Annotated in this window: 27 protein-coding genes and 1 pseudogene; all 28 read right to left on the bottom strand. The window is 26.8% G+C overall.

The features are described 5' to 3' along the window. Positions 1-68: 68 nt before the first annotated feature. Positions 69-1,616, bottom strand: a complete 1,548-nt coding sequence (locus ACOBWH_RS00245; protein ID WP_424526578.1) for a dicarboxylate/amino acid:cation symporter — start codon at positions 1,614-1,616, stop codon at positions 69-71. Between the two features lie 107 nt (positions 1,617-1,723). Beyond that, positions 1,724-2,209, bottom strand: coding sequence for a hypothetical protein (locus tag ACOBWH_RS00240; protein WP_424526577.1), 486 nt, complete (start codon positions 2,207-2,209; stop codon positions 1,724-1,726). After that, a complete protein-coding gene (locus tag ACOBWH_RS00235; RefSeq protein WP_424526576.1) occupies positions 2,169-3,581 on the bottom strand; it encodes a YhgE/Pip domain-containing protein in 1,413 nt (470 codons plus the stop codon). Before ACOBWH_RS00235 ends, ACOBWH_RS00240 begins: the two co-directional genes overlap by 41 nt. 21 nt (positions 3,582-3,602) lie before the next feature. Continuing rightward, positions 3,603-4,913, bottom strand: a complete 1,311-nt coding sequence (locus ACOBWH_RS00230) for an ABC transporter permease (RefSeq protein ID WP_424526575.1) — start codon at positions 4,911-4,913, stop codon at positions 3,603-3,605. A 75-nt stretch (positions 4,914-4,988) separates the two neighbouring features. Continuing rightward, positions 4,989-5,360, bottom strand: coding sequence for a hypothetical protein (locus ACOBWH_RS00225; RefSeq protein WP_424526574.1), 372 nt, complete (start codon positions 5,358-5,360; stop codon positions 4,989-4,991). A gap of 20 nt (positions 5,361-5,380) precedes the next feature. After that, the gene (locus tag ACOBWH_RS00220; RefSeq protein WP_424526573.1) at positions 5,381-5,635 is read right to left on the bottom strand and encodes a hypothetical protein; all 255 of its coding nucleotides are present in this window, start codon (positions 5,633-5,635) and stop codon (positions 5,381-5,383) included. 88 nt (positions 5,636-5,723) lie between these two features. Continuing rightward, complete coding sequence (gene rpsR, locus ACOBWH_RS00215; protein ID WP_370281048.1) at positions 5,724-5,951, bottom strand: 30S ribosomal protein S18; 228 nt, start codon at positions 5,949-5,951, stop codon at positions 5,724-5,726. Between the two features lie 15 nt (positions 5,952-5,966). Further along, entirely contained in the window at positions 5,967-6,416 is a 450-nt protein-coding gene (locus ACOBWH_RS00210; protein ID WP_424526572.1) for a single-stranded DNA-binding protein, read from the bottom strand. Positions 6,417-6,436: 20 nt separating this feature from the next. Beyond that, positions 6,437-6,886: a 30S ribosomal protein S6 gene (gene rpsF, locus ACOBWH_RS00205; protein WP_424526571.1), complete on the bottom strand. Its 450-nt coding sequence runs from the start codon at positions 6,884-6,886 to the stop codon at positions 6,437-6,439. A 113-nt stretch (positions 6,887-6,999) separates the two neighbouring features. Next, entirely contained in the window at positions 7,000-7,686 is a 687-nt protein-coding gene (locus tag ACOBWH_RS00200; protein ID WP_424526570.1) for an IspD/TarI family cytidylyltransferase, read from the bottom strand. Beyond that, complete coding sequence (locus tag ACOBWH_RS00195) at positions 7,687-8,691, bottom strand: asparagine synthetase AsnA (RefSeq protein WP_424526569.1); 1,005 nt, start codon at positions 8,689-8,691, stop codon at positions 7,687-7,689. It lies immediately after the preceding gene. A gap of 8 nt (positions 8,692-8,699) precedes the next feature. Then, on the bottom strand, positions 8,700-10,202 hold the full coding sequence (lysS, locus tag ACOBWH_RS00190; protein ID WP_424526568.1) for a lysine--tRNA ligase: 1,503 nt from the start codon (positions 10,200-10,202) through the stop codon (positions 8,700-8,702). 16 nt (positions 10,203-10,218) lie between these two features. Continuing rightward, positions 10,219-11,196: pseudogene (gene dusB, locus ACOBWH_RS00185) on the bottom strand (tRNA dihydrouridine synthase DusB). 177 nt (positions 11,197-11,373) lie between these two features. Continuing rightward, the gene (locus tag ACOBWH_RS00180; RefSeq protein ID WP_424526567.1) at positions 11,374-11,988 is read right to left on the bottom strand and encodes an FtsX-like permease family protein; all 615 of its coding nucleotides are present in this window, start codon (positions 11,986-11,988) and stop codon (positions 11,374-11,376) included. Between the two features lie 144 nt (positions 11,989-12,132). Further along, positions 12,133-13,263, bottom strand: coding sequence for a spiroplasma phage ORF1-like family protein (locus ACOBWH_RS00175; RefSeq protein WP_424526566.1), 1,131 nt, complete (start codon positions 13,261-13,263; stop codon positions 12,133-12,135). 60 nt (positions 13,264-13,323) lie between these two features. Then, complete coding sequence (locus tag ACOBWH_RS00170; RefSeq protein WP_424526565.1) at positions 13,324-13,554, bottom strand: hypothetical protein; 231 nt, start codon at positions 13,552-13,554, stop codon at positions 13,324-13,326. A 16-nt stretch (positions 13,555-13,570) separates the two neighbouring features. Beyond that, positions 13,571-13,810 carry a hypothetical protein gene (locus ACOBWH_RS00165; protein ID WP_004027929.1) on the bottom strand — a complete coding sequence of 80 codons (240 nt, stop codon included), beginning with the start codon at positions 13,808-13,810 and terminating at the stop codon, positions 13,571-13,573. Continuing rightward, the gene (locus tag ACOBWH_RS00160) at positions 13,803-14,093 is read right to left on the bottom strand and encodes a hypothetical protein (RefSeq protein ID WP_424526196.1); all 291 of its coding nucleotides are present in this window, start codon (positions 14,091-14,093) and stop codon (positions 13,803-13,805) included. Before ACOBWH_RS00160 ends, ACOBWH_RS00165 begins: the two co-directional genes overlap by 8 nt. Before the next feature lie 69 nt (positions 14,094-14,162). Next, the gene (locus tag ACOBWH_RS00155; RefSeq protein ID WP_424526564.1) at positions 14,163-14,870 is read right to left on the bottom strand and encodes a hypothetical protein; all 708 of its coding nucleotides are present in this window, start codon (positions 14,868-14,870) and stop codon (positions 14,163-14,165) included. A 1-nt stretch (position 14,871) separates the two neighbouring features. Then, complete coding sequence (locus tag ACOBWH_RS00150; RefSeq protein WP_004027932.1) at positions 14,872-15,069, bottom strand: hypothetical protein; 198 nt, start codon at positions 15,067-15,069, stop codon at positions 14,872-14,874. 179 nt (positions 15,070-15,248) lie between these two features. Next, on the bottom strand, positions 15,249-15,455 hold the full coding sequence (locus tag ACOBWH_RS00145; protein WP_101519332.1) for a hypothetical protein: 207 nt from the start codon (positions 15,453-15,455) through the stop codon (positions 15,249-15,251). An 89-nt stretch (positions 15,456-15,544) separates the two neighbouring features. Continuing rightward, positions 15,545-15,718 (bottom strand): hypothetical protein, encoded by a 174-nt coding sequence (locus ACOBWH_RS00140; protein WP_424526228.1) that lies wholly within the window; start codon positions 15,716-15,718, stop codon positions 15,545-15,547. 1 nt (position 15,719) lies between these two features. Further along, entirely contained in the window at positions 15,720-15,908 is a 189-nt protein-coding gene (locus ACOBWH_RS00135; protein ID WP_424526199.1) for a hypothetical protein, read from the bottom strand. Next, positions 15,901-16,077, bottom strand: a complete 177-nt coding sequence (locus ACOBWH_RS00130) for a hypothetical protein (protein WP_424526227.1) — start codon at positions 16,075-16,077, stop codon at positions 15,901-15,903. The genes ACOBWH_RS00135 and ACOBWH_RS00130 overlap by 8 nt, the downstream gene beginning before the upstream one ends. Positions 16,078-16,080: 3 nt before the next feature. Then, the gene (locus ACOBWH_RS00125) at positions 16,081-16,302 is read right to left on the bottom strand and encodes a hypothetical protein (RefSeq protein WP_424526201.1); all 222 of its coding nucleotides are present in this window, start codon (positions 16,300-16,302) and stop codon (positions 16,081-16,083) included. 125 nt (positions 16,303-16,427) lie between these two features. Then, on the bottom strand, positions 16,428-16,775 hold the full coding sequence (locus ACOBWH_RS00120; RefSeq protein ID WP_424526202.1) for a hypothetical protein: 348 nt from the start codon (positions 16,773-16,775) through the stop codon (positions 16,428-16,430). A gap of 405 nt (positions 16,776-17,180) precedes the next feature. After that, positions 17,181-18,110, bottom strand: coding sequence for a rolling circle replication-associated protein (locus ACOBWH_RS00115; RefSeq protein ID WP_424526563.1), 930 nt, complete (start codon positions 18,108-18,110; stop codon positions 17,181-17,183). Positions 18,111-18,268: 158 nt separating this feature from the next. Then, positions 18,269-18,730, bottom strand: a complete 462-nt coding sequence (locus ACOBWH_RS00110; RefSeq protein WP_424526562.1) for a hypothetical protein — start codon at positions 18,728-18,730, stop codon at positions 18,269-18,271. Positions 18,731-18,746: the final 16 nt, after the last annotated feature.

The following is an 18,746-nucleotide window of genomic DNA, read 5'->3' as shown; positions in this document are numbered from 1 at the left end:
CCCTTCTTTCTGTCTTATTAATAATATTATAACCTTTCCCCTTTAAAATAAAAATAAAGGTAGCACCTTTATTCTTGTTTTGACTCTTTTTTTCTGTTTCGTTTTCGCCATAAACGTGATCATTTAAACAGAATTAACTCTTCGTTTTCTAAACAATTTGTTAACCGGGCGGCAATTGTTGTTGCTTGTAATCCTCCCGCAACATTTACTGCTGTTCGACCCATATCAAATAAACCATCTAATGCCCCAATAATTGCATAAACAGGAACATATAAAGTCCCTAAGCCAAGCCCCCCCAGCACTCCAGCTGTGACAACACTAGCTGTTCCTGGAACACCAGCAATTCCTAATGATGCAACAACAACAACAATTAAAGCAATAAAGAAATTAGCAACTGTTAAGTCAAATAATCCTGCTGTTACAATAAATGAAACAATAATCCCTGCTTGTACCCCTGCACAAGCAGTTAAGCCCATTGTCGTTGTTAATGGTGCGGAAATCCCAACTAAATTTTCTTTCACTTTTATCTCATCTTTAAAAACTTTCATTGTTAAAGGCAACGTCGCATTTGAAGACTGTGTTGTAAATCCTTGAATTACTGGCTTAATAGCATATTTTCATCATTTAAATGGATTAATTCCTGATAATGTTAATAACAATGAATGTCAAACTAAAGCAACCGCTAAACATAAGTAACCAACCCCAATTACAATTCCAATTTGAGCTAAATATCCAATTGGACGTGAAACAATAGCATAAGTAATCATTGACATTACAGCATAAGGCATTAACTTAATAATAAACATTAAACATGACATGATAACTGTTCATCAACGGTCAAATCCATCACGAATTTTTTGCATATCTTCAGGGTGTCTTTTTGATGATTTTTTAACCGCAAGACCAATTAATCCGGCAACAACCATTACTGGAATAATTGCTCCTAAAAAGAATGGCGAAACAAAGTTTGAAGGTACATAATCTCAAATAATTTCTGGCAATGGTTTAGATGCCGCTTTATCGTAACTACCACTTCCTGAAATTGTAAAACCATCCCCAATATTAAAAGCAATTCCAATAAATAATGTAATAATAAACATTGCTGCAACATTCAATAATAAAATCGCAATTGTAATAATTGTTCCTTTTTTTGACGCTGCATCTTTTCCTAGTTTTGATACTGCTCGTGCAATTGCTAGGAAAACAACTGGGACAGTCATTAGTAAAATCGCATTTAAGAAGATCATTCTAAACAAGTTAACTCAAATTGAAAATTCATGAATTCATAGGACATAAATATCATTTGGAATTGTCTTCTTAGGATCAGTTGAACTTGGATCTGGAATCGTTGGATTAATCATTGTACCTGATGGATCAGCTGTATTATATGGGAAACCATTAATTGCTTGAACAATAATCCCAAAAACTAAACCAAGAGCTAACCCTAATAAAACACGAAAAATAAAACGCATTTTTGTTTTCTTAATTCAAAATCATAGTAAAAGCATAATCCCAAAGAAAAGAAAAATACTAACAAATGATTGCCAAGTTGAAATTGACAAAAAGTCATGTAAAGGGTTACTATTATCTATACTATATAATAAATTTAAATACATTTGACTTTCTCTCTTTCATAAAATAAATTAGTATTTAAATAATACCATAAAATAGCTGGTGATTCATTTAAAAAAGAAGACAAAAAATATTAAGATTATCTGTACAATTATTTATGTTGTTTTTTTAACTGCTTTTTTGTTTGTTTTGCTAATAATTGGACTGCTACTTCTGCTTTTATTAGAATTTGTTCTTCTACTGTTAAATAGTTTAAGGTACTAATACTTTTTTCATAATCCTTAATATTATCAATGTTATTCATTGCCTGATAAATTGTTTTTACTCTAATTGTTCCATATTTCATTTTTAAGAAACGATAGTAGGTTCCTACTAATCCAATTATAACAAAAGCAATAACCCAAATGAATAGAATCCCCATATTTTTGACAATTTCAGTTTGATATTCACCAATACCAATACTTGTTGGCAAAGATAAGCCATACATTATCGTGCCAATATTATGCAAACCATAGCGGAATGGTGATATATATGATAAAACATCAAAAAATTTATTTTGCATAAATGATGGAAATGTTCCTCATCCAGCTGATAAATTAATAATTAGATAAATAACAGCAATAAAACGGCCGATCATTTCGTCTGGAATTGCTAACCAAATAGAACAAATAATAACATTGAAAAGTGAACCTAAAAAGAACATTCATAGCCACAGCAAAGCATAAGTTGGACCAATTTGTCCAAAACCTAAAATTAATAATGAAAGCATCATAATTGTAACTTGAATTCAGGATGTAGATAACATTAAAATGTAATTTACTAAAATAATGTTGATAAGATAATGTGTTTTTGGTTCTTCCTTTACAGTCATAAACAAATGTTTGTGTTAAAGCTCCGACTCAAACACCAATTAACATAAACAATTCTCCCAATCCAATTCCATATTTATTATACTGATAACCCTGAACATTATATGGGATATCAATAATGCTCCCAACATCTTTTAAGTGTTTCCCCAATTCATTACTATTAATAAAATATTGGTCCTTACTAACAACATTTTCTGAGCCAAAAATAAATTGTACTAATTGTCCTTTTACTAGACCAAATACTTTTAACAACGAAGTAATAATCTTCCCTTGGGCTGAAGTTAATTTACCTTGATTAACTAAATTATTTGTTTCATTAATTAAATTACTTGTCTTAATACTTTTGATAACATAATCATCATAAGTAGTGCGGTTTACTGTTCCATCAGGATTAGACAAAATGGTATAAAGCATTGGCAGAATCAGTTGGGGGACAGCTTCACGAACAAAACTTTCTCGTAAATTGGTAAAAGTTGTTGCAAAATAACCAATTAAAAAGTTTTGTTTATAAGTAGCTCACAAGTTAATTGGATTATTGCTCATTCAAGTAATATCGGTTAAAAATTGATTATGGTCAAATGATGAATTAGCAATGTTTTTTAAAATATTAATTAGATGAACAGAATAATTTTCAGGAATTCGTAATTGGACTCAATATTTGTCAGTTGGTTCAAAATTAGTGGTTTTATTTTTTAAATAATTTAATTTTAATGTAATAGTGCTAACATCTATCTTAACATTATTATGTTCTTTATCATAATAGTTTGGACCAGTGACAACATTGTCACTAACACTTGTAAAACGTGCAATTTCGTTTGGTTTAACTGCAGCGTTGCAACTTGCTTCATCGGTTACATTAACATAATGAATATCAGTTCCATTTGCAATTGATTGATCAGTAGCGTTTTTAGGTTTATAAATCACACATAAGTTTGCATCATGATTAACAATTGCCATTGGAATTTGGTCTGTTTTAAGAAATGGATTTCAAAAAGCTCAAACACAAAAGAAACCATACAAAAATGGCACAATACAGATTGCAATGAATTTTATAATTCGTTTCTTATTTTTAACTGTTTGTTCTTGTCATTCTTTTTTAAAAATTTCTTTAAAAGTTGGCAAATTATTTTTGTTATCCATAACTTTTCTCCTCAACAATAATTATATTATGCTATCGCGGTCTTCCTCTTTTGTTTCAATTGAATAACCTTTTGCTTTAATTTTTTTAATTTTATATAAATATTTTGGATTTCTTGTAAGATCAAATTTTATTTCCATCCGCTTTATCTTTTGACTCTTTTGTTCTTCAAATGTTTGATATTGACTTATTAGAACTTGTTCTTTTACTATTTCAACTTCTTGATTACTTAAATTATTCAAAGTACGAGCAACACTTTTATTAATATTGATATTGTTTTCCATTAATACTTTTTTTAATGCTCTCAAGTTAAAAGTTCCATATTTTTCTTTTTGTCGTCATAAATAAGTTAAACTTAAACTAATTACTAATAAAATTGGAATTCAAATTAATAATATTCCCATATTTTGTAAAATTTCAGTTTGATATTGAATTAATGAACCTTCTCCTGTTCCAATTCCATAAATAATATTGCCCATTCCATGGATTGTATACTTGAACGGGGTCAAGAATGAAACAACATTGAAGAAACCAGCTTGCATAAATGATGGGAATGTTCCTCAACCTGCCGTTAAATTTAAAATTAAGTAAATAACAATTAAATATTTTCCAACATCACCATCAGCAGGAACAAACCAAATTGCATGCTCAATGATAGTAAAAATAAGGCTGCACAATAATAATCAAACATACAATAAACCAAAACTAGCTCCTATCTTGCTATATCCTAATATTGCTAACGAAATAGCTAAAATTGTTGTTTGAATTGTTGTTGTAATTAACATTAATAATAATTTTGAAAAATAATGTTGATATCATTTTGTCCGTTTTGTCCGGCAAGTACGGTCAAAAATAAATGTTTGCATTAAAACACCAACCCACATCGCAATGGCAATAAAAAATTCTCCTAAACCAATTCCGTATTCACCATATTGATAACCTTGAATGTGCACAGGGATTTGGAAAAGCGATGAATTTAAATTTGTTCAATCTCGAATTACGCGCTGTGCTTTCTCACTATATTCAGGTCAAGTAACATGGGCATCTAAATTAGGAAAAATCTCACGAACAAACTCATCAAGAAATTGTTTTCCAGTTGTTTCCACTAATTCTAAAACTTTCTTAGCAATATCATAATATTGTGGATGATTATCTTGCACATAATTTAAAATTGCTTTTCCAATTGCTGTATTTGGACCAATAATTAATAAAATATTTTCTAAATAATTACTAAAATCACGACCAGTTAAATAGTGAACATTGGCTGTTTCATCTCATTTTACAAAAGCCCAAAACATTGAAGTGCCTAAAACTTCTGGTAAAGCCGAATGCACCAGAGCTGTCTTAATTTGAGTAAAAGTATATAAAACTTGTCCCGCTAAAAAGTTTTGTTTATATGTTGATCAAAACTATGACATATTACTAATCAAATATTCTAAACTCTTAATAACTTCGGTTGGACTATGATTACCAACTGCACGCATTAGTTTAAAGATATTTTCTGTAAACCCAGGACTAACTTGTAATTGGGCCCAATATTTGTCTGCTGGTTTAAAACTAGTTTCACGATCATATAAATAGTTTAATTTAATTGTCATTCCATTTTGTTTTAATTCTAATGCTTTTGAATTAACATTATAAAATTCATTATTAGTCACTGATAAATTAACCATACTATCAAAACGATATTGTAATTTATAAATATTTTTATTAATCTTTGAATTATTGTCAAACCATTCTTGTCTTTTTTCTTGACACTCTGCAGCATTATTGACATGCAAATATTAAACAAATGGCGATGTTAATAAATTATTTTCATCAGTACCAGTTTTTTAACGGCATAAGCAACACAAGGAGGATTGTCATTATCAACAATGACCATTGGAATACTCCCAATTTTAGCTAATGGATTCCAAAAAGCTCATGCACAAATAAAACCATATAAAAATGGTACAAAACAAATTAAGATGTACTTAATTATTTGAAACCGACTCTTCCCCATTTTCTCTTTTGCTTCTGTTTTAAAAACATTACTAAACTTTGGATTCTCTATCATAATGTCATCCCGTAACTTTTTTTACTGTGCCTTACATCATATTAATTCTACACTAAAAAAGAAAAAATACTTATTTTTGTAAGTATTTTTAATCAATAACAAATGGTAATAATGCCATTTGACGTGCTCTCTTAATTGCTATCGCTAACATTCTTTGATTTTTAGCTGTTGTTCCAGTAACTCTTTTGGGCAAAATTTGTCCATTACCAGAAATAAATTTTTTTAATAATTCAATATCTTTGTAATCAATATATGTTATCTTATTTTTTGTAAAATAACATTGTTTTTTAAAACGTTTAAATTTTGGATTCATTATTTGTTTCCTTTCCTTTTAATCTCATAAAATTGCATCATCACCATCAAAACTAATACTATCATTGTTATTATTATCTTGTGATTCTGTTTGATTGAAAGAAGTCATATTATTAAAATCATTAGGATTTGGAGCTGGGGTTCCCATATTAGCAACAGTTCCTGTTCCTCGTGAATCTAAAAACGAAACAGTTTCTGCAACTACTTGCATAATTGTTGTCATTTGTCCATTAACATTATTTGACCTTGTTTGTAAACGACCATCTAAAGCAATTAATGAACCTTTTTTTAAATAACGGGCCATATTTTCTGCTGTCTTATTTCAAGCGAAACATGAAATAAATGATGCTTGATCATTAAAATTATTATTTACTGCTAAGGTAAAAGCTACAAAAGGCTTATTATTAACAGAATTTTTTAATTCTAAATCACGTGTTATTCTTCCTACTAATGAAACTCGATTTAACATAACTCTTTCACCCTCCTCAATTATTCTTTTGCTTCAACTGGTTTTGTTGCTTTAGGTTCTTCACCTTCAACGCGTTGTTCATTACGTCTGTAATAATCTGGTCTTTTACTTCCTGGTTTGCGTTCACGATCTGGTTTATCATTCTTAACTTCTGTTTTTGCATAAACAGTTGATTGAATATATCCTTTTTCTTTTTCAGTATTAATTACTAAAATTCGTAATACATCTTGCTCAATGTGACTGATACGAACAAACTCATCAATATTTTCTGAGGTCGTATTAACAATTAATACACCATAATATCCTTTTGTTTTCTTTTTAATCGGATATTCTAGAGTTCTAATTCCTCATTTACCGTGTTCTTCAATTCCTCCACCATTAGCTTCTAAAATTTTATGTAGACGACCTTCTAATTCGTTTAAATTATTTGCTTCTGGGTTTAAGATATACATAACTTCGTACTTGCGCACTTTATTTTCCTCCTCTTGGTCTAGGTCCTATTCGGACAAGGAGCTAATAATCATCATTAAAGCATTATTAACTCGTTGTCAATTATACCTTATATTATCTATAATTGTAAGGTTTATTTACCTAAATTTAATAATTTTAAATCATCTAAATAAGTTATTTTAATATTTTGCTTTTCTCCTAGTATTGTATGAATCTCCGTTTTTTCAGCAAATAATTCAACTAAATAACTATCATCATAAATTATTTTCTTATTTTTAGTATGAAAATATTCATCATAAACATTATATAATAATGTTGTTTTAAAAACTTGTGGTGTTTGAATTGTAAAATACTCGTCTCGGTTAATTGTTTTTTCAACAAGACAATTATTAATTTTTTTAAGCGTTTCTGTTATTGGCAACATTGGAACTAAAACTTCATAATTTGCTTTAGAAAAAGTTTGATTTAATTTATTAATAAAATCTAAACTAACAAAACAACGAACACCATCATGAATCATCACCATTTCATTTTTAATTTTATGATTAATTAAACAATGATAAATTGTATCAACCCGTTCTAAACCACCTATCACAAAGTGAAGTTTTTGAGATTGATAATTTTTCTTTAATAAAAAGTTTAAGATTTCATCATTAACACCTACAATAATTTCCGTACAAAAAGGATCGCTTAAAAATAATGCTAATGTTTTTTCAATAACTGTATTAGTATCATTAATTTTATATAATAGTTTATTATTTGTTTGTTTAAACCGCGATGAATTCCCTGCCGCTACAATAATTGCCGTATAATTTTTCATCTATAAAATATCAATTCCATTTTTTTCAGCATATTCTAAAAAATCATCACTTCAAACTGAAGCAATTACTTCTCCAATATGTTGTTTTTCTAATAAAAACAAATCTAACTGTGATTTATAAAGACCAAATGATAATGTCACTGGTAGTTCATTTGTTGCTACTTTTGCATCATATTCTGTTTTTAACTTAGTTGTCTCTTTTGTTACAGCTAGTTGTTCTTTTAAAACATCACGATTAACACTAGCAGCACAATAACCAATACAGATTGCTTTTTCTAAAACAAAATCATAAACAAAAATTTTTGCATATAATTCTCAATTAAAAACATCTTGTGACTCACTAATCTCAATTGTATTGTTCGTAATAACTTTTTTTAATCCATATAAAATTGTCGCCCCATGTTCTCGTGTATAACGGTTTAAACGTTCCTGATGACTTAATAACCGCATTGCTTTTTGCAATTCAGTATGGCTTGTTCAATTTAATTTCTTTCCAAATTTTTTGTTTAATTGCGGAAATTTTAATAATAAAATATCTTCAACTTCACTAATAATATTAACTGCTTTATCAATTGTTTCTTGGATTTTTAATAACGTTATCTTTTTCTCATCTAATAATAAGTCAAACCCAATTTCACTAAAAGTTACGGCCTGACTATTTAATTGTTTAATATCACGTCTAAGCACCATTGCTGTTGTTAAAATTCCTTCATTTTTATTTAACTCATAACGAACAATTGCACTTCTTCGTCATTTATTGTGTGATTGCAAAATTTCACCAACTAAATTGCTTGGTGAAATATCAAAATCAATTGGCCGCTCTGTCATTTGAAAATCATCATTTAATCCTTTTTCTTCGCTACTAATTAAAGGAGCATCAACTTTTAAAAGATTAAATTGAATAATAAAACGACGAACCAATTCACGTTTAGCTAAACTAATTGCTTCTACTGTTTCACGTAATGTTAAAATTGAACTATATCCAATTTGGATATCATATGCCATATAATCACCTATTTTCCTCTTGGACGCATGTGAGGGAATAATAAGACATCCTTAATTGAGTCTTGTCCTGTTAGTAACATAACTAAACGATCAATCCCAATTCCTAAACCACCTGTTGGTGGCATTCCATATTCCAATGCTTCAACAAAATCAATATCTAACTCTTGTGCCTCATCATTACCGTTGTCACGTTCTGCTAACTGACTAACAAAACGGTCATATTGTTCAACCGGATTATTTAATTCTGAATAAGCATTCGCATATTCACGACCTTTAATAAACAATTCAAAACGGTCAGTAAAACGAGGATCCTCTGCATTTGTTTTTGCTAATGGTGAAACTTCAACAGGATGACCATAAATAAATGTTGGTTGTATTAATTTATCTTCAACAAATTCTTCAAAAAATAAATTAATAATATGACCGACTGAAGTATGAAATTTCTCAATTGGAACATTTTTTTCTTTAGCAATTTTTTTTGCTTCTTCAAAAGTCATTCGTTCTCAAAAATCAACTCCAACAATTTCTTTAATTGCATCAACCATATGTCAACGCTTCCAAGGTTGCTTAAATGAAATTGTTACTCCACCATATTCTGTTTCATCTTTATTTAAAATATTTTTTGCAATATAACAAATTGTATCTTCTGTTAGTTGCATTAGAAAACTCATATCTTGGTATGCAACATAAATTTCAACTGTTGTAAATTCTGGATTATGACGAGTATCCATTCCTTCATTTCTAAATAAACGCCCAATTTCATATACCCCTTCAAAACCACCAACAATTAATCGTTTTAATGGTAATTCAGTTGCTACTCGTAAATAAAAATTCATATCTAATGTATTATGATGCGTTGTAAATGGCTTTGCTGCAGCCCCACCATGAATTGGTTGAAGAACTGGTGTTTCGACTTCTAAATATCCTTTGTTATTAAAAAAGTCCCGCATTAAAACAATTATTTTACTTCGTTTAATAAAAATATCTTTTGTTTCAGCTGACATAATCAAATCAACATAACGACGACGATATTTTTCTTCAATATCAGTCATTCCATAGTACTTATCTGGTAATGGACATAACGCTTTTGATAATAACACAAAGTCTTCTACACGAACTGTTAATTCACCAGTATTTGTTTTCATCATTATCCCGCTAACACCAATGATATCACCTAAATCAAAGTCAATAAATTCTTGGTACTTTTCATCACCAACTTCATCATTACGAACATAAATTTGAAAAATGCCATTTTGATCTTGTAATGTTGCAAAAGTAGCTTTTCCTGCTTCACGAAATGTTTTAATTCGTCCGGCAATTTTTACTACTGTTTTATCAACAATTGCACTTAATTCTTCCTTCGACAAATTATTAAATTGTTCATTAATCTCTTTACTAGTATGTGTTCGTTCAAACTTTGCAATTATAAAAGGATTATGACCATCTTTAACTAACTTTTCTAATTTATCGCGTCTAATTTGTTCTTGTTCTGTAAAATCACGTTTTTCCATTTTAACTCTCCTTTTATTATTTAACAAAACTACTACTATTATAATAGTCAATATATTCATTAACAAGCGTTTTTAACTCAAATATTGTATTTATTTGTGTTGCACGTGTTTTATAACTTGTTGCCTCTGGTTTTCCTTTAAAATAAAATGCTAAATTTTTTCGCATTTCACTAGCAGCAACACGTTCTCCTTTTAAATTTAACAATAATTCAGCATGACGGAAAATAATTTTTTGTCATTCATCTAATGGCAGTTGTTCAATTTTTTCACCAGTATCAAGAAAATGTTGAATTTGTTTAAATATTCAGGGATTTCCCTGCGCACCGCGAGCTAACATAATCGCATCACACCCCGTTTCGTCTAGCATCTTCACAACTAAAAACATCGCCATTGCCAATAACTAGAATACTAACATTTTCTTTTACTTTTTTAATTCAACTTCAATCAGCTTTTCCTGAATAAAATTGATTACGGGTACGAGCATGCACTGCAATTGCTTTTGCTCCTGCTTGTTCACAATACTTTGCATTTTCTACACAATTAATATTTTCCTCATCTCAACCAATGCGAATTTTAACCGTTACTGGTTTACTAACGTTTTCAACAACTGCTTTAACAACTTCATAAACACGTTGGGGATGTTTTAATAAAAATGACCCTGCTTGCGATTTAATTGCAATTTTAGGTGCCGGACAGCCCATATTAATATCAATAATATCACAGTCACTATTTTGATCAACATATTTAGCTGCTTCAACAAATGTTTCAACGTCAGTACCAAAAATCTGCATTGAGATTGGGTGTTCTAATTTATTTACTTTAATCATTTGTAAAGTTCGTTCATTTCGTTGCAAAATTGCTTTATCGCTAACCATTTCAGCATAAACTAATCCTGCCCCTAATTCATGACAAATAATCCAAAATGCCTCATTTGTAATTCCTGCCATTGGTACTAAAAAACTTGCCCCTTAATTTCAATATTCCCTATTTTCATCTTTTTAATTCCTTCTTTAATTAATAGCCATTAGATAAATCTTAATAAAAAATAACTATAAATTCAATAAATATAGAGTTATTTTTAATATTAATTTAAACAACATTAAAAATAGTTTTAATAACAATATTATTAAAACTATTTTAATTAGTTCTTTTTTATAATAACAAAGTAATTTTAATTAGTAATTTCTGTTACTCGTCGTTTTTTAATTGAATTCATTGCAACAAATCACGATGTTAATAAAATAATAGTAATAATAGCTAAAGCAATTAATGTACCTTTAATATCAATTGGAATATTTAAAACAATTTTAAAAAGACTGCAAATTAAAACCCCAATCCCTTGTCAAATTAATTTTGAAGCAATCCAAGCAACAATAAAAGTAATAACAACTCCAATGACATAACTACCCATAACAACAAAGTTAATTTTACCATTGTTATATCCAATTGCTTTCATTGTTAAAATAATTGGAATTAACTCATCAATAATGACCATTACTACAACTAATAATAAAATTAAAATAATTAACGCAACTAATAATTCAAACATCAGCATTGAACTATTCATTTTTGTTAACATCTCATCAACTGATGTTCGAAGAATATTTAACGGCAACATTCCAAAATCACTCCCTGTTGTTCCTGCCCCTGCCATGTTGCTGATTAAGGTAGCGGTTACTGTTTTCGTATTGATATTAAGTAACGCGTTTCAAATTGATTGATTATGCGTAGCGGCAATTACTAAATTATTGCCAATAAATTTTAAATTTTTAATTGATTGTGCCATATTTTTCAAGGAAAGGGGCTTCGCCCCTAGGTCGCTGCGCGACCTGTACCCCACAAACAACACACGGGCAAAAATAAATTTTTTGCACCGTGGTGTTTGCTTGTTTTTTTCTTGGTCTATGTATGTATTTGTATCTTTTTGTTTTTATAAAAATCGTAAAATACCATTAAACATCGCAAGAGTAATAATTGCCCCAAGCAATAATTTAAAAGCAATATCAAAAGCAAAGAAATTACTTATATTATCTCAAAGTAAATTAACATTTTGCATTGTATTTACTAATGCATTAGCATACTTTCCAACCTCTTTAATACCAGGCAAAGTATTAAATGCTCAAATAAAACCATTTTTTATATGACAAAACACATTATATCAAGTACAAGAACTATAAGGTAATTTTCATATATCACCAGCATTAATTTCATCATTTCAATCCATAGCATTATAAATGCTAAAATTAAAACCCAAAATTGCAATGCCACTTTTTTCTGTTAATCTAGTCGTATTAAATCTAATTAAATTAAAACCTTGATATTTTGAATTATCTGCCATATCTAATAATTTTATTGATTGAGTATATTTATCATTATTAGAAGGCAAAACATCAGTTTTATAATCTCAATTTGAATAATAAGAAAAATAATCATTAGTATTATTTATAGTATAAGCATTATATAATTGCACTTGCGGTTCTAAATAACCCGAAACTGTATCCGGAAATCTTAAAATATTAAAAAGCATTGATTTTGGATATAATAAAAAACCATTTTTTATAAAAAATACAAAACCTAAATTACCATTATCAGATGAAAAATAAATCTGCTCTTTAAAATTTGAAATATCAAATATAGTTCTTAAAACATTAGAATAAAAATAATCTAAAATTTGAAATAAATTATCTAATAAATAAAAATTTTGTTTAACATCATTAATATAATAATTACTTTCAGATTTTTTAAGAATATCCATATTAATTATTTTTTTATAATTAAAATTTAAAACTAAATAGTTCATATCAAAATGCCGATAACTTTGATTACCAATAATCGGCATAAACAAATATGGTATTATTTCTCAATTAAAAGTGAATTCATATTTTACATCATTTTTATAAACAAAAATATTTAATAATTTAGTTGACATTTGATAATCTACAATTAATCTACCTACGGAACTCTTAGAACTATTTGCTAAATTTCAACTTAATCTATAATTTCAAGCACTGTTTTTAATTTTATTAAATCAATAATTATCATCATTTTTATCAGCACTCACATTTGAAATAAAAGGAGTTTCAACACCAAAACTAAACGCATAATTACTAGGGTCTAAACCTTACATAAAATAGTCTTGTCGCAACATTAAACTAGATTGAAAATCATATTCACTCGCTTCTTTATAATTTCAATCTTTAAAAATATCATTACTTTTTAAATTTTCTGAATATAAAAAATTGGAATTAACTTTATTAAAATTATCTAAATTAGATGTTATAAAAACAAAAGGAGATATTAAAGAAAATAATAAAAAAATAACATAAAAATAAATAATAAAAACTTTTTTCATATCTGTATTTCCTTTCTTATCTAACTGCAAATATAACTCTTATAATCATTAACATAATTCCAAAAGCAATAAATAATCTAAAAATAGGATGAGTTGCTATAATAAATAAATGAGCGATTAATTTATAAAAATCATTTGAACTATTAAATCACTGTTTAATTGTCGCCATTGCTGTCTCTGACGCTAAAAAAATATTTGCAACAAATGTTATACCAATAATACTTGCTACGAAAAAAAACCATAATAATTTAACCATTATTTTTTCCTTTTTTTGAAAACTCTTTATCTGTTTCATTTATACCAAGTTTTATTTTTCCAATTGCTCCTGCTGCTTGTTTAGTATTTTGAGACATTGTACTTAATTGTGGTGCAGAACCAACCAAACGCATAACAATTCCTAAAATACCCCCTATAATTCAAAGAACATATAAAGGTATATCTGTTGCTGGTAATTTTAAAGTTCACATCCAGTCCATAATTTTCATAAATATATCAATAACAACATTAAAAGCATCATCCCAACTCGTTAATAAATTCATAATTATTTACCTCCTTTTTGTAAATTTTCAACTAATCTTGTTGCTCCCATTTTTTCTAAATCTTCTAAACTATAAAATACCAATATGAAACTTAAACTTAGGAAAAAATCAAATAAAATACTTTAATATTCCTTTAAATTGAAAAGGTGGTTTTTTACAACTTAACAGCAACATTAACCCCGTCGCTAATTCTCTATATTCTACTCAATGGTGTTTTTCTCGTTGTCCAATAAATACAACATTAATATTATATTGTCGCATAAGAACTAAACTAGGAATAACACCACTATACTTTTTCATAGCACCATCTTTAACCTCATTAGCAGGAACATATAACGCCATTTCATCTAAAACAACCAAATTACTTTCACTATAAGGTATCGGGTTTTTTAAATTATTATTATCAAACATATCAAAAGTTGCTAATGCGATATCTTCATTTTTAATAGGGTAATTAGAATATTTAGTATCATATTTAGAATTAACTAATAAATGAGTTGCTAATAATGTTTTACCGCTCCCTAAACTGCCAATTACCATTGTTATAGGACTTTGTTTAATAGTTTTAAAAAATGCAAGTTGATTTCGTAAATCTTTAAAAAATAAAAATAATACAAACACACTAAATAAATAAGCAAAAATTAAAAAAACAATATTTAATCAACCTTTAAACATATTAGGTTTAAATATAATTAAACAATTTAAAACAATCATAATTAAAGTAAAAAATCAATTCATTAAATATCAATTTATAATTCATTTTCTAATATTTAACACTTTAAAACACCACCTTACATATTTTAGAAACCATATAAATAACAAATCATATAGTAAAGAAAATAAATAATCATATAACTATCATACAAACATAATATTCAACAGTTTTATCAACCAAACCTAATTTATTTGCTGGAATAAAAAAAGCAAACTGATATAAACCTTGATAAACTTTATCTAAAAACTGATTTCAAGTCATTAACTAAACCCCCTAAATATCAATCTAAATATTCAAAAAATAACAGCAATAATAAAAGTTAAAAATAAAATAAAACATATATAGGCTAATGCTGGGGGCATATCTGCACCGAATATAATTTGCATAAATTCAATATAAATTTTACTTTTTAACTTTTTAGAGGTTTAAAATTATTAATATTAATATCCGTGAATTAATTTTCTTAATGTTTCAATTCCAAGCACTAAAAACATTAAAACAATAGGAATAATTAAAATTGCATTTGCACCTAAAAATGTTAAAAATCAAGTCGTAAATTCTTTCGCTCAATTTGCAATAACACCAACTCAGGCCTCAATTGCTTTAATAATTCCGTCTGTTCCGCTATCCATTGCCATTAAATTCATATAGTAATTCCTTTCTAATTAAAAATAATATTTTTTAAACCCCTAAAAAGTTAAAAAGTAATATAAAAATATTACTAATAATTAACTTGTTAAATTTTATTAATAACTTGTTGCTGTTTAATTTGTTCTTTAAGAGACTTAATAATTGCACGATTATTTTGAATTTCTTTGCGATGTTTAAAGGCTATAATACTATCAACAAAATAAAAACCTAAAAGTAAAAACATTGTAATAAAAACCATTACATATAAAAATATAATCATATTATTTAACCTCCTTACTTTTTCTTTTTTCCAATTCAATTTGTAATTTTCTTATTTTCTTTTGTTGTCGTAAAATTATTGAACTTTCTTTTTTTCTAATAACATTTATTATTCCTGCAATAAAGTAAGCACAAATTGGAACCATAATAATTAATAAAATAATTTCAGATAAAATCGCCAAATTAATCACTCTCCATTTCTCTTTTTAACTTTTTAATTTCCAAAGATAATTTTTCGTTTTTTAATTTTTTATTTTCTTTTTGTTCTTTTGATGCAATACACAAAGAAAAAATAATTGAAATAACCAATGGAAATAAAAGCAAGCAAGATAATACAATACTTAAAATTTCTTTATCCATATTTTAATCATTCCTTTCTATACTTAAAAATTTATCTTTTAATTTTTCATTTAAAATCAAAAACTCTTTTTCTGTAAGAATTTGTAAATTAATATTTTCTTTTTTTAATAAATGTTTTAATGCTTTTCTTAACATAAATAATGGTATTTTACTAGGTAAACATTGATGTATAACATTAACTAAATATTCTAATCGTTGTTTATATAATTTAGTTTGTTTTTTCATTGTTTAACCTAGAATAATATTGATTAATTAAAACAACATTTTCATTAACACAGTTTCAGCAATAAGTAGGACCATTTTCTCAAACAGTATCATTAATACAAACCATACATAACTGTTGTTTCATATTAACTATTACTTTCTGATATTGTTGAACTATTAGAATATTTGTTAATAAAATCTTGCTCGCTATTATTTTCTACATATGGTTCAACTGTATTAATTTTTCCATCTCATTTAAGCGAAACATAAAATAAATTACCATCAACTAAATAAGGTTTTAATTTCAAATAATTATCATCAATTACTTTAAATCATTTTGACTTTGATAAATCTTTTGTACCTTTAACAGTACCATTTTCTAACTTAATAACTGGTGTAAATGTATAACTATCTCATTTACTTTCATTACCTTTATCATCCTTAATAATTTTATCAGTTGAAATATCTATCAACTGTACTAGAAATCCATTCATAAGATTTCTCCTTTTTCTTTTAAATAATTTAATTAAATTACTTAAAAGATTTCAGGTTTAAAACTTAAATATAAAAAATGATTAATTAAAAATAATAATACAAAATTAGTGTTTTTTATTTGAATAAGTTTTTATAAATAAAGCATAAAAAAACATTTAATTATATCTAAGTTTCTTAGCGGGAAACCTTTTAAGATTTGAAACTCAAACATAATCAAATGTTTAAGTTAATTTAATAATACAATAAAAATTAAAATTGTCAAATTTTCAGCACAAAAAATAAAGATATTATAAAATATACATCCCCAACTTGTTTTTTTTTTTTTTTGTTTTAATTAATTTGTGGCAGTTGTTTTAGCGGGTAACTGCCACTTTTTAATGAGTTTTTAACTCATTTTTTTAATTTTAACACCTTAAATTTTGACTTTTTTTAGCAGTAAAATTAGTATTTTTAACTAAATTTTTAAATATTTTTCTATCAACAGAAACATATTTTTTATATTCTCTAAACTTATCTAAACCATAATAACTATCACAACTAAAACCAATTTTATAACCGTTTTCATCGCCAAAAGCAAAATAATTTAAGTTATCTTTAACTGAATAAATTAAATCTTGTTCAGATAACTCAACAACTCCAACCTTTACTCTTGGGTTTTTACAATTTTTACTAAATTGATACGCTTTAATATTTAAATCATAATGATTTTGCGACTTATCATTATTAGCAGTTTTTACAATATATTTAGCAAGATATTTAACAACATCTTCATTAGAACCTGCACGAACTTTAATATTTTTATTAATACCATATTTTCAATATTGTTGTACTACACTATTAGGTATTTTTTGATTCAATATGATATGAAAGTGAACTGCTCCTCGTTTTTGATACTCATAAGTATACATATATTTTAAAATTCCTTTATGATGTTTAGAACGAATAGGATTGTTTCATCAACGATTAATATTATTAAAAAATAACTTTAAATCATTTTTACATTTTTTAACATCTTTCTCATTAACTGCATAAGTTAAAGTCAGAAAACTTAAATTTTTTGAATTTGAAAAATTATGATACGCTTTGCGAATACAATTTCCTTGGGTGCGAATGCGATTATTTCATAGTTTTTTATCATTTTTTCCAGTATTTTTAATTCCCGTTTTATTACGAGGGTTATTATTAATTAATTCTAACGGTAAGACAATATTTTTAACATAATTACCATAAAAGACTTTTTTTAAATAATATTCTTTTTTAACATAATTTAAATCATTCATAATTACATTATGACCTTTATTTGTTAAATTATCTTGAATAAAAACATTATTCATTTTTATAAACTCCTTCCAAATAAAAAAACACTTAATTACATTTAAAAGTTTCTTAGCGGGAAACTATAAAAAGTTTGAAACTTTCAATATAATTAAGTGTTTATATTTGAAAGTTATTTTTATTGTAATATATTATTTTTAATTTTGCAATATCTATTTTAGTGATGTGCAGTTATGATAGTTAATAAATTTTTAATTGATTGTGCCATATTTTTTAAATCAATTTTACCATGATACATTTTTTGTTGTGAATACAAACCATTATAAATATTTGTTTCTGGTTGTTTCGGATCAATTGTATTTGCAACAAATAAATTATACATAACATTATTATAACTAGTATAAATGTCATCAGTAACCGTATTATTTTTAATGACCCCAACAACTTCAACTTCAACACTAGTTTTATTTGGTGTCTCTGTTTTTACTTTAAAAGTATCACCAACTTTATAGTTAGCATTCCGTGCTAATTTGTAAGAGGTCAGTCCTTTAATTTTATTTGGTGCATTTGTTGATTTAAAAATTTCATCAATTTGTTGTTGAGAAACTCCCTCTCAATTTAATGCATTATTATAATAACCTCCAACACTACCATTATTATTAAGTCCCTTAATTGTCATCCCTGGTTCATCAAGA

This window comes from Spiroplasma endosymbiont of Glossina fuscipes fuscipes (assembly GCF_049669535.1).
Classification (GTDB): domain Bacteria; phylum Bacillota_I; class Bacilli_A; order Mycoplasmatales; family Mycoplasmataceae; genus Spiroplasma.
This window is presented reverse-complemented; position numbering and strand designations above follow the sequence as displayed.